We start from the raw sequence: 13817 nt of genomic DNA, 5'->3' as shown, positions 1-13817 counted from the left end.
CATAAGGATCGGGGGAAGGGCACAATGCTCTATTGGCTGACCGCTTTGTCGGACGGAGGGGATGTTTTCAACCTCTTCCGCTATATCACTTTCCGTGCAGGCGGCGCCTTCATGACCGCGCTGATTTTCGGCTTCCTGTTCGGCAAGCCGCTGATCAACGTGCTGCGCCGCCGCCAGGGCAAGGGCCAGCCGATCCGCGACGACGGGCCGGAGGGGCATTTCTCCAAGGCGGGCACCCCCACCATGGGCGGGCTCTTGATTGTTGGCGCGCTGCTGACCGCGACACTGCTCTGGGCGCGCTGGGACAACCCCTTTGTCTGGCTGGTGCTGTTTGTGACCATGGCCTACGGCCTCATTGGCTTTGCCGATGACTATGCCAAGGTCTCCAAGCAGAACACCAAGGGGGTGCCGGGCAAGGTGCGGCTGCTGCTGGGCGTGCTGATTGCGGTGACTGCGTCGCTCTGGGCTGCGGCCTATCACCCGGAGCCGTTGCAGCACCAGCTGGCGCTGCCGGTGTTCAAGGATACGCTGATCAATCTCGGCCTGTTCTACGTGCCGTTCTCGATCTGTGTGATCGTGGGCGCCGCCAATGCGGTGAACTTGACCGACGGGCTGGACGGGCTGGCGATCATGCCCTCGATGATTGCGGCCGGAACGCTGGGCGTTATCGCCTATGCGGTGGGGCGGGTCGACTTCACCGAATACCTGGACGTGCATTACGTGCCCGGCACCGGTGAGATCCTGATCTTCACCGCGGCGCTGTTCGGCGCGGGCCTGGGGTTCCTGTGGTATAACGCGCCGCCTGCGGCGGTGTTCATGGGCGACACCGGCTCGCTGGCTTTGGGCGGGGCGCTGGGGGCGATTGCGGTGGCCACCAAGCACGAGCTGGTGCTGGCGATTGTCGGCGGGCTGTTTGTGGTCGAGGCGCTGAGCGTGATCATCCAGGTCCTGTACTTCAAACGCACCGGCAAACGGGTGTTCCTGATGGCGCCGATCCATCACCACTATGAGAAGAAGGGCTGGGCGGAACCGACCATCGTGATCCGCTTCTGGATCATCTCGCTGATCCTGGCGATGATTGGCCTGGCGACGCTGAAGGTGCGCTGAGCCACGCCGGCCGGCCGCCGCGCCATGTCAGTGGCGGGACGGTGCGAACTCTTGGATGATTGGAACCGCTCGGGGCTGAGGCTCTGGGCGGTTTTTCGTTGATAAGGAAGGCGGCGCCGCCAAGGGAGCGGAGCACCGGATGGCTGTTGTCAGCAGCCATGCCCGTCTATCGGCCTTTTGCGGACCCGCCCTGCACCCGATGAAGAGGTGGTCTTTGGGGGCCGGTCTCCTGGTCTTGGTGTTGCAACGGGGGGAGATTAGCGCAGAGATATGAAGCCCAGGTGTGGGCAGCGTACGCTGGCTGCGCAACGGGCGCGCTCCCGCCAATTTCGCCAGGCTGCGCCTGCCTGCCAATTGTTGGGCGCGGCACGGGCCATGCGGCCCGTGCGGGGCGGCTTCTTGCAGGCGGGGCAGCTCCTGTGCAAAGTGCCGCCGGAAGTGGTTCAGCAAGATGAGGGCAGGCGATGATCCCGGTCAAAGGATATGAGGGCGCCAAGGTGGCGGTGCTGGGGCTGGGGCGCTCGGGGCTGGCGACGGCGCGCAGCCTTCGCGCAGGCGGGGCCGAGGCCATATGCTGGGACGACAACGCGGCCGCGCGGGAGGCGGCGGAGGCGGAAGGGTTCGCTTGCCGTGATCTCCATAAGGGCGGTGCGTTTGGGGGTGTGGCGGCGCTGATCACCTCGCCCGGGATTCCGCATCTTTACCCCAGGCCGAACCCGGTGATCCGCGCGGCACTCCTGGCCGGGGTGCCGGTGGACAATGATATTGGCCTGTTCTTCCGCTCCTTTGCCGATGCCGCGTGGCAGATGCATGACCAGCCGCCGCGGGTGGTGGCGGTGACCGGCTCCAACGGCAAATCGACCACGGTGGCGCTGCTGCATCACATCCTGCAGGAGGCGGGCCGTGAGAGCCAGCTGGCGGGCAATATCGGCCGCGGTGTTCTGGACATCGGCCCGCCGGGCGACGGCGGCGTGGTGGTGCTGGAGCTGTCGAGCTATCAGACCGAACTGGCGCGCGCTTTGACGCCGGATGTGGCGGTGTTCACCAACCTCTCGCCCGATCATCTGGACCGGCATGGCGGCATGGGCGGCTATTTCGCGGCCAAGCGGCGGCTGTTTGCCGAGGGCGGCCCGGACCGGGCTGTCATTGGCATCGACGAGGAGGAGGGGCTGTTTCTGGCAGGCCAGCTGTCGGAAGGCCTGGGCGATGACCGGGTGATCCGGATTTCCACTGCGCAAAAGCTGACCGGGCCGGGCTGGCAGGTCTTTGCCAGGAAGGGGTTTCTGAGCGAGTACCGCAAGGGGCGGCAGGCGGCCTCAATTGATCTTCGCGGCATGACCGGCCTGCCCGGGGCGCATAACCACCAGAACGCCTGCGCGGCTTATGCGGCGGCGCGCTCCCTGGGGCTGGCGCCGCGGCTGATCGGCGAGGCGATGGCCACGTTCCCCGGCCTGCCGCACCGCAGCCAGACCATCGCGGAGGCCGGCGGCGTGCGGTATGTGAATGACAGCAAGGCCACCAATCTGGACAGCGCGGCAAAGGCGCTGGGGGCGTTCAGGAACATCCGCTGGATCTGCGGCGGGCTGGAAAAGGACGGCGGGCTGGAGGCGCTGCAGGGACAGACCGGCAATGTGGTGAAGGCCTATGTCATTGGCCGCGAGGCGGCAGGATTTGCGCTGCAATTGGATGTAGAGGCGGAGGTCTGTACCACTATGGCGGCGGCGGTGGAGCGTGCGGTGGCAGAAGCTGAGGACGGCGACACCGTGCTGCTGGCGCCGGCCGCGGCGAGCTTCGATCAATATGACAATTTTGAACAGCGCGGTGATGATTTCACGGCGGAGGTGAAAAAGCGGCTGGGGTAGGCGGGGCTTCAGGCTCACCCAAGCGGAAAATCCGCCTCTGACCCGCTTTCGCAGGATCTTTGCCTGCCGGAGCCATCCCCCGGGCGCAAGCAGAATGGCCGTCTCCCCGCCGGGGCGGGGCCCCTCGGCAATTCTGCTTGCCCCCGGGCGCTGCCCCCGGCTGTTCAAGCTCAAGCGAAGGCGGCTCCGAAGCGGAAAACCCTGAGGGTCAGAGGGGCGGGCGGCTCAGGTGCTGGCGGCGATGGCACTGCCTGCGGCATGGCCCGAGGCCCAGGCCCATTGGAAGTTGTAGCCGCCAAGCCAGCCGGTGACATCCACCGCCTCGCCAATGGCGTAAAGCCCGGGAGCGGCTTTCGCCTCCATGGTCTTGGAGGAGAGGCCATCGGTGCAGATGCCGCCGAGGGTGACTTCCGCCGTGCGGTAGCCCTCAGTGCCCGCGGGCAGCAGGCGCCAGGTCTGCAGCGCCTCGCTTAAGCCTTGCAGCGCCGCGTCGGACTGGTCGGCGAGGCGGCCCTTGAGATCCAGGTCCGGTTTCAGGAAATCCACCAGTTTGCCGGGCAGGTGGCGGGCAAGTTCGGTGGTCAGGTCGCGGCGGCCCTCGGCCTGGCGCTGGTCGCGCAAGAGATCGTAAAGGGGTGTTTCGGGGATCAGGTTCACCGTGATCTCCTCGCCCTCGCGCCAGTAGGAGGAGAGCTGCAGCACCGCAGGCCCTGAGAGGCCGCGGTGGGTGAACAGGAGCGCCTCGTCGAAGCTGGTGCGCGCGTTTGACAGGCGCGCGGGCAGGGAGACCCCGGCCAGCGGCTGGAACCGGCCATCGGGGAAGGTGAAGGGCACCAGGCCTGCGCGGGTTTCGGTGACGTCCAGCCCGAACTGGCGGGCGAGATCGTAGGCAAGGCCGGTGGCGCCCATCTTGGGGATCGACTTGCCGCCGGTCGCCAGCACCAGGTTGCGGCAGGTGACGGTGTGCGCCTTGCCTTCGCGCAGGAGTTTGACGCGGTAGCCGCCTGCGGCTTGCTCCACCGCCTCGATGGAGGTGTGCAGCCAGAGGTCTGCGCCGGCCTGGTGCATCTCTTCCACCAGCATGGCGATGATCTGTTTGGAGGAGCCGTCGCAGAACAGCTGGCCCAGGGTCTTCTCGTGCCAGGCGATGCCGTGGCGGTCCACCAGCCCGATGAAATCCCATTGGGTATAACGCGCCAGCGCCGATTTGCAGAAATGCGGGTTGGCGGAGAGGTAGTTCCCCGCCTCCGCATACATATTGGTGAAATTGCAGCGGCCGCCGCCGGAGATGCGGATCTTCTCGCCCGGCGCCTTGGCGTGGTCGATCACCAAAGTGCTGCCGCCCGAGTAGCGCGCGCACATCATGCCGGCCGCACCGGCGCCGAGAATCAGAGTGTTTACCTGCATGGCGCGCATCGACCACGGAACGGGGATTGGCGCAAGAGTGTTGCGGGCAGGCGCGGACCTGCCGGCGGCGGCCCGCGGGCAGCGGCATCCTGCCTGTCAAGACGGCCCGCTGCCCCGGCGGTGGTTTTCCGCCGAACTGTGTTCTTTTTCTGGCGCGAAGGCTCACGATTTGTTACAGTTTCAGGGAGACCCCGAAAACGGGGCGGAGCGAGGCATATAGTGGCGGTATTCCCATGACTGAGATGGTCTATGGCGCGGTTCCTGTGCAGGCAGGGGAACCGATTCTCCCGAAATGGTGGCGGACGCTGGATAAATGGACGATGTCCTGCATCCTGATGCTGTTCGTGATCGGTTTGCTGCTGGGGCTCGCCGCCTCGGTGCCGCTGGCGGAGAGGAACGGGTTCGGCAATTTCCACTATGTGCAGCGGCAGGCAGTGTTTGGCCTGACGGCGCTGGCGGCGATGCTGATCACCTCGGTGATGTCGCCCACGCTGGTGCGGCGGCTGGCGGTGCTGGGCTTTGCCGTGGCCTTTGTCGCCTTGGCGTTTCTGCCGATCTTTGGCACCGATTTCGGCAAAGGGGCGGTGCGCTGGTATTCGCTTGGGTTTGCTTCTCTGCAACCGTCAGAGTTCCTGAAGCCGGGCTTCATTGTTGTCGCCGCGTGGATGATTGCCGCCAGCCAGCAGATCAATGGCCCGCCGGGCACGCTGATGTCTTTCGGCCTGTGCATGGCGGTGGTCATGATGCTGGTTTTGCAGCCGGATTTCGGTCAGGCCAGCCTGATCCTGTTCGGCTGGGGGGTGATGTATTTCGTGGCAGGCGCGCCGATGCTTTTGCTGGTGTGCATGGCCGCCGTGGTCGTGATGGGCGGTATCTTTGCCTATAACAGCTCAGAGCATTTTGCCCGCCGCATCGACGGCTTTCTGAACCCGGATGTCGATCCGACCACTCAGCTGGGCTACGCCACCAATGCGATCCGCGAGGGCGGTTTGTTTGGCGTTGGCGTCGGCGAGGGGCAGGTGAAATGGTCGCTGCCCGATGCCCATACCGATTTCATCGTGGCCGTGGCTGCCGAGGAATACGGGCTGGTGCTGGTGGTGGTGCTGATAGCGCTTTACGCCTCGATCGTGGTGCGTTCGCTGTTCCGGCTGATGCGGGAGCGCGATACATTTATCCGTCTGGCGGGCACCGGACTGGTGTGCATGTTCGGGGTGCAGGCGATGATCAATATGGGCGTTGCAGTGCGTCTTTTGCCTGCCAAGGGCATGACGCTGCCGTTTGTGAGCTACGGCGGATCCTCGCTGATTGCCACCGGCATCGCGGTGGGTATGCTGCTGGCCTTTACCCGGACCCGGCCGCAGGGCGGGATCGCCGACTACCTGAACGGCCGCGGCCGCTGAGAGATGTGAAAGAGACCCCCTGGGATGGCACAGAAACTGCTCTTGATGGCGGCGGGCGGCACCGGCGGCCACATGTTTCCGGCGCAATCGCTGGCCGAGATGATGCTGGCCCGCGGCTGGCGGGTGAAGCTGTCAACGGACGCGCGCGGGGCGCGCTACACCGGCGGCTTTCCGGACGCGGTTGAGATTTCCGAAGTGTCTTCGGCCACCTTTGCCCGCGGCGGCCTGCTGGCCAAGGCGCTGGTGGGGCCGAAGATTGCCGGCGGCGTTCTGTCGATGATGATGCAGATGCGGCGCGAGCGGCCGGATGCGGTGATCGGCTTTGGCGGCTACCCGTCGATCCCGGCGCTGGGCGCGGCGACGCTCTTGAAACTGCCGCGGATGATTCATGAGCAGAACGGGGTGCTTGGCCGGGTCAATCAGATCTTTGCCAAACGGGTGGCAGGTGTTGCCTGCGGCACCTGGCCAACCACGCTGCCGGATGGTGTGCCGCATGAGCATGTGGGCAACCCGGTGCGCGGCGCGGTGATGGAGCGGGCAGGGGCCGGCTATATCCCGCCGGGCGATTACCCGATGTCGATCCTGGTGATGGGCGGCAGCCAGGGCGCGCGCATCCTGTCGGATGTGGTGCCGGGAGCCGTCGCGGCCCTGCCCGAGGCGATGCGCCAGCACCTGCGGGTGTCGCATCAGGCGCGCAGCGAAGATCTGGAACGGGTCAGCGCCTTTTACGCAGAACACGGTATCGGCGCTGATGTGCAGACCTTTTTCACCGACGTGCCCACGCGCATGTCGGAGGCGCAGCTGGTGATCTCGCGCTCGGGTGCCTCTTCGGTGGCGGATATCTCGGTTATCGGGCGGCCCTCGATCCTGATCCCCTTTGCTGCCGCTGCCGGCGACCATCAGACCGCCAACGCCCGCGGGCTGGTGGATGCCAATGCCGCGGTGATGATCCCGGAAAGCGCCCTTGATGTTCCGGCGCTGGCAGAGCATATGGGCGCGATTCTGAGTAACCCGCAGGCTGCCGCCCAGATGGCAACCGCTGCACTGAGCGCCGGAGTTCCCGATGCTGCCGAACGTCTGGCGGCACTGGTGGAGCAGCTGGCCGAGGAAGGATAAACGTTATGAACCCTGCAACCAAACTGCCCGGTGACGTCGGCCCGATCCATTTCGTGGGGATCGGAGGCATCGGCATGTCGGGTATTGCCGAGGTGCTGTTGAACCTTGGCTACATGGTGCAGGGATCGGATCTGAAATCCTCCAAGATCACCAAGCGGCTGGAAGAGCTGGGCGCGCGGATTTTCGTGGGCCAGAAGGCAGAGAACCTGGAGGAAGCCGCGGTTGTGGTGATCTCTTCCGCGATCAAGCCGGGCAACCCGGAACTGGACGAGGCGCGCCTGCGCGGGCTGCCGGTGGTGCGCCGGGCCGACATGCTGGCGGAGCTGATGCGGCTGAAATCCAACGTCGCCATCGCCGGCACCCATGGCAAGACCACCACCACAACGATGATGGCAGAGCTGATGGTGGCGGGCGGCTTTGACCCGACCATCATCAACGGCGGCATCATTCACGCCTATGGCTCCAACGCGCGGATGGGGCAGGGCGAATGGATGGTGGTCGAGGCGGATGAGAGCGACGGATCGTTCAACCGGCTGCCCGCGACCATTGCCGTGGTGACCAATATCGACCCCGAGCATATGGAGCACTGGGGCGACTTCGACACTTTGCGCGACGGATTCCTGGAGTTTGTCTCCAACATTCCGTTTTACGGCATTGCGGTTTGCTGCACCGACCACCCGGAAGTGCAAGCGCTGATCGGGCGGATTTCGGACCGCCGGGTCGTGACCTATGGGTTCAACGCCCAGGCCGATGTGCGCGCGGTGAACCTGACCTACAAGGCCGGTGTCGCCCATTTCGACGTGCATCTGCAAGCCGAGGACCGGGTGATCGAAGGCTGCACCCTGCCGATGCCCGGAGACCATAATGTCTCGAATGCGCTGTCCGCGGTTGCCGTCGCCCGCCATCTGGGCATGAACAGCACCGAGATCCGCGAGGCTTTGGCAGCCTTTGGCGGGGTGAACCGGCGCTTTACCAAGGTGGGCGAAGTGGACGGCGTCACCATTATCGACGATTACGGCCACCACCCGGTGGAGATTGCCGCGGTGCTGAAGGCGGCGCGCCAGGCCTGCGAGGGCCGGGTGATCGCGGTGCATCAGCCGCACCGCTACACCCGCCTGTCCAGCCTGTTTGACGATTTCTGCGCCTGTTTCAACGAGGCCGATGTGGTGGCCATAGCCGAGGTCTTTGCTGCCGGCGAAGAGCCGATCGAGGGCGCCAGCCGCGATGATCTGGTGGCGGGGCTGATCCGCCACGGCCACCGCCATGCCCGCGCCATCCTGAGCGAGGATGACCTGGAGCGCCTGGTGCGCGAGCAGGCCCGGCCCGGCGACATGGTGGTCTGCCTTGGCGCCGGCACCATCAGCACCTGGGCCAACGGTTTGCCGGAGCGGCTGCAGAAATGAGTGGTGCGGGCTGGGCAGGGGGCGCTGCCCCCCGCCGCCCTTGGCGGCGCCCCCCGGGATATTTCCGGCCAGAAGAAGCTTACGGGCTGAGGGGCGAGAAATGACGCTTTCCCTCACCCTTGCTGCCGTCTGGGCGCTGGCGGCCAATGTGCTGGCGATGATCCCCAGCCGCGACAACCATTGGCGGCGTGCCTATGTGCTGATTGCGCTGGGCATTCCGCTTTTGGGTTTTGTCACCTATGAGAACGGCCCCTGGTGGGGGCTGGCGGTGCTGCTGGCGGGCATGTCTGTGCTGCGCTGGCCGGTGATCTACCTGGGCCGCTGGATCCGGCGCAGCCTGAGCCGCTGAGCTGCCATCCGCGGCGGATGGCCTTCGGCGTTTCCTAAAAGGCGCTACTTCCCGTTAACCGGGCATTTTCGTTATCCTGTTATGGCTATGGGGGTCTTGAGCGGTTTTCTGCCGCCGGGGCGGATTTTCGTGAGTGGGCGGCGGCTGAGGATGGGTCCTGGCGGCCGGGGTGGTTGGTTTTCTGCCGGAGGCAGGCTGTGGTTGCGATTTCTTTGATTTGGCTGGTTTTCGGCCTGGTATGGCTGCTGGCCGCATATTATCTGGGCCGCTTCCGGCGCCGCCGGGTGATGCTGGGGCTGATGCTGTGCTGGCTGCTGGTGCTGTGCGGGCTCTGGCTCGTCCTGTGCGATGAGGATCATGTCCACAGCAGCCGCGAAAACGCGATGTCCCTTTATTTCAGCGGCCATCTTGTTTACGGACTGTGCGCGTTCATAGGCTGGAACTTGGGGCAGAAACGACGATGGCGGCGCAAAATCAAATCAGTCTTCCGGCGGCGCGCGGGCGGCTCACCGGGGGCAAACCGCTCGCGGAGCTGACCTGGCTGCGCGTTGGCGGCCCGGCGGACCACCTGTTTCAGCCTGCCGATACCGCGGATCTGGCCGCGTTCCTGGGGCAGTTGGATCCGGTGGTGCAGGTGTTTCCGATGGGGGTTGGCTCCAATCTGATCGTGCGCGACGGCGGCCTGCGGGCCGTGGTGGTGCGGCTGGGACGCGGGTTCAACACTATCGAGACAAATGGCGATACGGTGACGGCGGGGGCCGCGGCGCTGGATGCGCATGTGGCCAGGCGCGCGGCGGATGCGGGCATTGACCTCACCTTCCTGCGCACCATTCCCGGCTCGATCGGCGGCGCGGTGCGGATGAACGCGGGCTGCTACGGCAGCTATACCGCGGATGTGTTTGTCTCGGCCACGATTGTGACGCGGGACGGGGAGATCCGTGAGATTTCCGCCGAAGAGCTGGATTTTCAATACCGCCAGACCGCTTTTCCGGAGGGTGCGGTTCTGGTCTCGGCCACGCTGCGCGGACCCAGGGGCGATCCGGCGGAGCTGCATGCGCGGATGGAGGCGCAGCTGCAAAAACGCGACGAGACCCAGCCGACCCGCGACCGCTCGGCCGGCTCCACCTTCCGCAATCCGGCCGGGTTCTCCTCGACCGGGCAGGAAGATGATGTGCATGATCTCAAGGCCTGGAAGGTGATCGACAATGCCGGCATGCGCGGTGCGCGGCGCGGCGGCGCCCAGATGAGCGAGAAACATTCCAACTTCCTGATCAACACCGGTGGCGCAACTGCCGCAGATCTGGAGGGATTGGGCGAGGAGGTGCGGAAAAAGGTTTACGCCAATTCCGGCATCACGCTAGAGTGGGAAATCATGCGGATTGGTGATCCGCTTCCCGAATAACTGGAATTCCTCAGCGCTGACAAAGGCTTCTTGGGCCGCAGCTTGACGGAGGCCTGTGCGCCATCCAGGGTCCGGGCGGCGGCAATTGTTAAACGTGGTAAAGGCATCGTTAACACCCCGGTAATCATTTGGGCGTTAGGGTGCCAAAGAGGCGGCAATGATCTGCCGGTTAAAGGGGCGCAGCCCCAGACGGATACAGGGGCCTGGTGCTCCGCAAAAATCAGCCGGGATCAGCCCGGTGCAAAGAGATAAGGCGGGCTCTGCGAGGGGCTCCAAAAACCAGGGGCGCAAAGCCCCGCATATTGAGGCGCGTGTGGTGAGTCAGTCGAGCAGGGCACTCCCGAAAGTCGCAGTGCTGATGGGCGGACCATCGGCCGAGCGCGAGGTATCGCTGTCCAGCGGCCGCGAATGCGCGGCTGCTTTGCGCGGCGAGGGGTTTGAGGTTGTCGAGGTGGACGCAGGCCAGGACCTGTGCGCGCGCCTTCAGGAGATCAAGCCGGATGTGGTGTTCAACGCCCTGCACGGGCGCTGGGGCGAGGACGGCTGCGTGCAGGGCATGCTCGAGTGGCTGCAGATCCCCTATACCCACTCCGGGGTGCTGGCCTCGGCGCTGGCGATGGACAAGCAGCGCTCCAAGGAAGTGTTCAAGGCCGCAGGCCTGCCGGTGTGCGACAGCGGCATTTTTCCCAAGGATGATGTGAGCGCAGGCCATGTGATGGCGCCGCCTTATGTGGTGAAGCCCAATAACGAGGGCTCCAGCGTCGGCATCTATATCGTGCATGAGGCCGCCAACGGCCCGCCGCAGCTGGCGCCGGAGATGCCTGCCGAGGTGATGGTCGAGACATTCGCACCTGGGCGCGAGCTGACCACCACGGTGATCGGGGACAAGGCGCTGACGGTGACCGATATCCTGACCGACGGCTGGTATGATTATGATGCCAAGTACAAGCCCGGCGGCTCGCGCCATGTGCTGCCGGCGGATCTGCCGCGGGAAATCTTCGACCTTTGCCTGGACTATGCGCTGAAGGCGCATGAGGTGCTGGGCTGCCGCGGTGTCAGCCGCACTGATTTCCGCTGGGATGAGGCCCGCGGCGCAAACGGCCTGATCATCCTGGAGACCAACACCCAGCCCGGCATGACGCCGACGTCGCTGGTGCCGGAACAGGCGGACCATTGCGGCATGAGTTTCGGCCAGCTTTGCGCCTGGATGGTGGAGGACGCCTCATGCAATCGCTGAAGGACCGGTTCCGGCGCCGCGGCGAGGAGCGCGCTGATCCGGCGCCGTCGCGGCTGAAGTACCGGCTGCAGCGCTGGATGCTGACGCCGGGCATCCGCTTTGGCCTGCGGTTCGGCGTGCCGTTCTGCCTGATCTTTGCGGCCGGCAGCGCCTATCTGGCGGATGAAGGGCGGCGCGACGCGCTGCAGGGGCTGGTCAACGATGCCCGCGCGGCCATCGAGGAGCGGCCCGAGTTCATGGTCAATGTGATGGCGGTTGACGGGGCCGGCGCCAGCGTGGCGCAGGACATCCGCGAAGTGATGCCGCTGGAGTTTCCGGTCAGCTCTTTCGATCTGGACCTGGAGCAGATCCGCGACGTGATCACCGGGCTGGATCCGGTGAAGAAGGCCAGCGTGCGGATCCGCCCGGGCGGCATCCTGCAGGTGGATGTGGAAGAGCGTGAACCGGCGCTGATCTGGCGCAGCCGCGAAGGCCTGGCGCTGTTGGATGAAAACGGCATTCACGTGGCCGAGCTGGGCCGCCGCAGCCTGCATCCCGATTTGCCGCTGATTGCCGGCGCGGGGGCGGACGGCGAGGCGGCCGAGGCGCTGCGCCTGTTTGCGGCGGCGCGGCCGCTGGGCGCGCGGTTGCGCGGGCTGGTCCGGGTCGGCGAGCGGCGCTGGGATGTGGTGCTGGACCGCAAGCAGCGGATCATGCTGCCGGCGGACAACCCGGTGCCCGCACTGGAGCGGGTGCTGGCGGTGAGTGAAGTGCAGGATTTGCTGGAACGCGATGTGGCAGCGGTGGATATGCGCCTGGCTGGGCGCCCGACTATCCGCATGACCGAAAACTCAGTGGAAAACTGGTGGCGGATCCGGCAGCTGAACGGGGGCGGGCAGTAACAATGACAGATCTTTATCAGTCGCAGCGGGCGATGCGGCAGATGCGGCGCCAGGCGATGCAGCGCGGCGTGGTGGCCATTCTGGATGTGGGCAGCTCCAAGATTGCCTGCCTGGTGCTGCGGTTCGACGGAACCGGCCGCCTGAGCGAGGACGGCTCGATCGGGGCCTTGGCCGGGCAATCCGGGTTCCGGGTGATCGGCGCCGCCACCACGCGCTCGCGCGGGGTGCAGTTCGGCGAGATCAATGCCATGCAGGAGACCGAACGGGCGATCCGCACTGCGGTGCAGGCGGCGCAGAAGATGGCCGAGGTGCGGGTCGATCACGTAATCGCCTGTTTCTCGGGCGCCAATCCGCGGTCCTATGGCCTCGATTCCAAGCTGGAGCTGGAGGGGCAGGTTGTCTCCGAGAATGAGGTGGCGCAGGTGCTGGCCTCCTGCACGGTGCCGGAATACGGCGCGGGCCGCGAGGTGCTGCATGCGCAGCCGGTGAACTTTGCCCTCGACAACCGGTCGGGGCTGGGTGATCCGCGCGGCCAGATGGGGCAGACCCTGGCGGTCGACATGCATATGCTGACGGTGGATGCCATCGCGGTGCAGAACCTGGTGCGCTGCATTCAGCGCTGCGACCTGGAGCTGGCGGGGATTGCGTCTTCGGCCTATGCCTCGGGGTTTTCCTCGCTGGTCGAGGATGAGCAGGAGCTGGGTGCGGCCTGTATCGACATGGGCGGCGGCTCCACCTCGATTTCGGTCTTTATGAAGAAACACATGATCTATGCCGACGCGGTGCGTCTGGGCGGCGATCACATCACCAGCGACATTTCGATGGGGCTGGGGGTGCCCTTGGCCAATGCGGAGCGGATCAAGACCTTCTGCGGCGGGGTGCATGCCACCGGTGCCGATGACCGGGACATGATCGACATCGGCGGCGATACCGGCGACTGGGAGCATGACCGCCGCACCGTCAGCCGGGCGGAGCTGATCGGCATCATGCGCCCCCGGGTTGAGGAAATCCTGGAAGAGGTGCGGGCGCGGCTGGATGCGGCGGGGTTTGAATACCTGCCCAGCCAGCAGATCGTGCTGACCGGCGGCTCCAGCCAGATCATGGGGCTGGACGGCTTGGCGAGCCGGATCCTGGGCCAGCAGGTGCGGCTGGGGCGGCCCTTGCGCGTCCATGGCCTGCCGCAATCGGCAACCGGGCCGGGCTTTGCCTCAGCCGTGGGCCTGTGCCTGTTTGCCGCCCATCCGCAGGATGAGTGGTGGGACTTCGACATGCCCGCCAGCCGCCATCCGGCGGGCACTTTGGGCCGCGCGGTGCGCTGGTTCCGCGACAACTGGTAAGCCTGAAATCAATTCCGCCCCGGCGGCGAAAGAGGGCGTGACAGCGTCCTTATGACCCGTTAGGTTGTTCTTAACGTCCGCGGAAAACGCGGCGAGTCAGAAGGCCGGGCAGTGGCCGCCACTCAAATCGAAGACCTCCTCCGCGGCTGTGGTTTTGCGGATGGCGGAGCTTTGTTGTGTGTGGCTTGTGCTGTATCCCCAATATCTGCTAGGGACGGCGAAATACCGCGTGTTAACCTCAGAATGAGGCCTTATTTTGTGGCGTTTGGCGCTTTTTTGGATGACGCAACATCCTCTGCGCGGTAGGATTATGTGA

12 protein-coding genes are annotated in these 13817 nt (G+C 65.4%); 11 read left to right on the top strand and 1 reads right to left on the bottom strand.

Annotated elements, in window-relative coordinates; genetic code table 11:
* Window positions 1-24 precede the first annotated feature (24 nt).
* Window positions 25-1107: a phospho-N-acetylmuramoyl-pentapeptide-transferase gene (mraY, locus tag ACXAEH_RS08455; protein WP_475032019.1), complete on the top strand. Its 1083-nt coding sequence runs from the start codon at window positions 25-27 to the stop codon at window positions 1105-1107.
* Window positions 1108-1571: 464 nt separating this feature from the next.
* The gene (gene murD, locus ACXAEH_RS08450) at window positions 1572-2969 is read left to right on the top strand and encodes a UDP-N-acetylmuramoyl-L-alanine--D-glutamate ligase (protein WP_475032018.1); all 1398 of its coding nucleotides are present in this window, start codon (window positions 1572-1574) and stop codon (window positions 2967-2969) included.
* Window positions 2970-3194: 225 nt separating this feature from the next.
* Here murD and ACXAEH_RS08445 read toward each other — a convergent pair whose 3' ends face one another.
* On the bottom strand, window positions 3195-4376 hold the full coding sequence (locus tag ACXAEH_RS08445; RefSeq protein ID WP_475032017.1) for a BaiN/RdsA family NAD(P)/FAD-dependent oxidoreductase: 1182 nt from the start codon (window positions 4374-4376) through the stop codon (window positions 3195-3197).
* 233 nt (window positions 4377-4609) lie between these two features.
* Here ACXAEH_RS08445 and ftsW point away from each other — a divergent pair, with 233 nt between their 5' ends.
* The 9 genes from ftsW to ftsA all read left to right on the top strand — a co-directional run bounded on the left by ftsW (window position 4610) and on the right by ftsA (window position 13501).
* Window positions 4610-5776 (top strand): putative lipid II flippase FtsW, encoded by a 1167-nt coding sequence (gene ftsW / locus ACXAEH_RS08440; RefSeq protein ID WP_475032016.1) that lies wholly within the window; start codon window positions 4610-4612, stop codon window positions 5774-5776.
* Window positions 5777-5800: 24 nt separating this feature from the next.
* Window positions 5801-6892 (top strand): UDP-N-acetylglucosamine--N-acetylmuramyl-(pentapeptide) pyrophosphoryl-undecaprenol N-acetylglucosamine transferase, encoded by a 1092-nt coding sequence (locus tag ACXAEH_RS08435; protein WP_475032015.1) that lies wholly within the window; start codon window positions 5801-5803, stop codon window positions 6890-6892.
* A 5-nt stretch (window positions 6893-6897) separates the two neighbouring features.
* Window positions 6898-8295, top strand: coding sequence for a UDP-N-acetylmuramate--L-alanine ligase (gene murC / locus ACXAEH_RS08430; RefSeq protein WP_475032014.1), 1398 nt, complete (start codon window positions 6898-6900; stop codon window positions 8293-8295).
* Window positions 8296-8395: 100 nt separating this feature from the next.
* Window positions 8396-8644: a DUF2484 family protein gene (locus tag ACXAEH_RS08425; RefSeq protein WP_475032012.1), complete on the top strand. Its 249-nt coding sequence runs from the start codon at window positions 8396-8398 to the stop codon at window positions 8642-8644.
* A 197-nt stretch (window positions 8645-8841) separates the two neighbouring features.
* Window positions 8842-9180 (top strand): hypothetical protein, encoded by a 339-nt coding sequence (locus ACXAEH_RS08420; protein WP_475032011.1) that lies wholly within the window; start codon window positions 8842-8844, stop codon window positions 9178-9180.
* Entirely contained in the window at window positions 9105-10046 is a 942-nt protein-coding gene (murB, locus tag ACXAEH_RS08415) for a UDP-N-acetylmuramate dehydrogenase (protein WP_475032010.1), read from the top strand. Before ACXAEH_RS08420 ends, murB begins: the two co-directional genes overlap by 76 nt.
* A 358-nt stretch (window positions 10047-10404) precedes the next feature.
* Window positions 10405-11283 carry a D-alanine--D-alanine ligase gene (locus ACXAEH_RS08410; RefSeq protein ID WP_475032009.1) on the top strand — a complete coding sequence of 293 codons (879 nt, stop codon included), beginning with the start codon at window positions 10405-10407 and terminating at the stop codon, window positions 11281-11283.
* The gene (locus tag ACXAEH_RS08405) at window positions 11271-12164 is read left to right on the top strand and encodes a cell division protein FtsQ/DivIB (protein ID WP_475032008.1); all 894 of its coding nucleotides are present in this window, start codon (window positions 11271-11273) and stop codon (window positions 12162-12164) included. Before ACXAEH_RS08410 ends, ACXAEH_RS08405 begins: the two co-directional genes overlap by 13 nt.
* Window positions 12165-12166: 2 nt before the next feature.
* Window positions 12167-13501: a cell division protein FtsA gene (ftsA, locus tag ACXAEH_RS08400; RefSeq protein WP_475032007.1), complete on the top strand. Its 1335-nt coding sequence runs from the start codon at window positions 12167-12169 to the stop codon at window positions 13499-13501.
* Window positions 13502-13817 lie beyond the last annotated feature (316 nt).

It is taken from the genome of Leisingera sp. ABM4_060 (assembly GCF_056158765.1).
This window is presented reverse-complemented; position numbering and strand designations above follow the sequence as displayed.

Bases quoted from the DNA above. Each gene is read 5' to 3' on its own strand.
- mraY (WP_475032019.1), top strand. From the start codon at position 25: ATGCTCTATTGGCTGACCGCTTTGTCGGACGGAGGGGATGTTTTCAAC.
- murD (WP_475032018.1), top strand. From the start codon at position 1,572: ATGATCCCGGTCAAAGGATATGAGGGCGCCAAGGTGGCGGTGCTGGGG.
- ACXAEH_RS08445 (WP_475032017.1), bottom strand. From the start codon at position 4,376: ATGCAGGTAAACACTCTGATTCTCGGCGCCGGTGCGGCCGGCATGATG.
- ftsW (WP_475032016.1), top strand. From the start codon at position 4,610: ATGACTGAGATGGTCTATGGCGCGGTTCCTGTGCAGGCAGGGGAACCG.
- ACXAEH_RS08435 (WP_475032015.1), top strand. From the start codon at position 5,801: ATGGCACAGAAACTGCTCTTGATGGCGGCGGGCGGCACCGGCGGCCAC.
- murC (WP_475032014.1), top strand. From the start codon at position 6,898: ATGAACCCTGCAACCAAACTGCCCGGTGACGTCGGCCCGATCCATTTC.
- ACXAEH_RS08425 (WP_475032012.1), top strand. From the start codon at position 8,396: ATGACGCTTTCCCTCACCCTTGCTGCCGTCTGGGCGCTGGCGGCCAAT.
- murB (WP_475032010.1), top strand. From the start codon at position 9,105: ATGGCGGCGCAAAATCAAATCAGTCTTCCGGCGGCGCGCGGGCGGCTC.
- ACXAEH_RS08410 (WP_475032009.1), top strand. From the start codon at position 10,405: ATGGGCGGACCATCGGCCGAGCGCGAGGTATCGCTGTCCAGCGGCCGC.
- ACXAEH_RS08405 (WP_475032008.1), top strand. From the start codon at position 11,271: ATGCAATCGCTGAAGGACCGGTTCCGGCGCCGCGGCGAGGAGCGCGCT.
- ftsA (WP_475032007.1), top strand. From the start codon at position 12,167: ATGACAGATCTTTATCAGTCGCAGCGGGCGATGCGGCAGATGCGGCGC.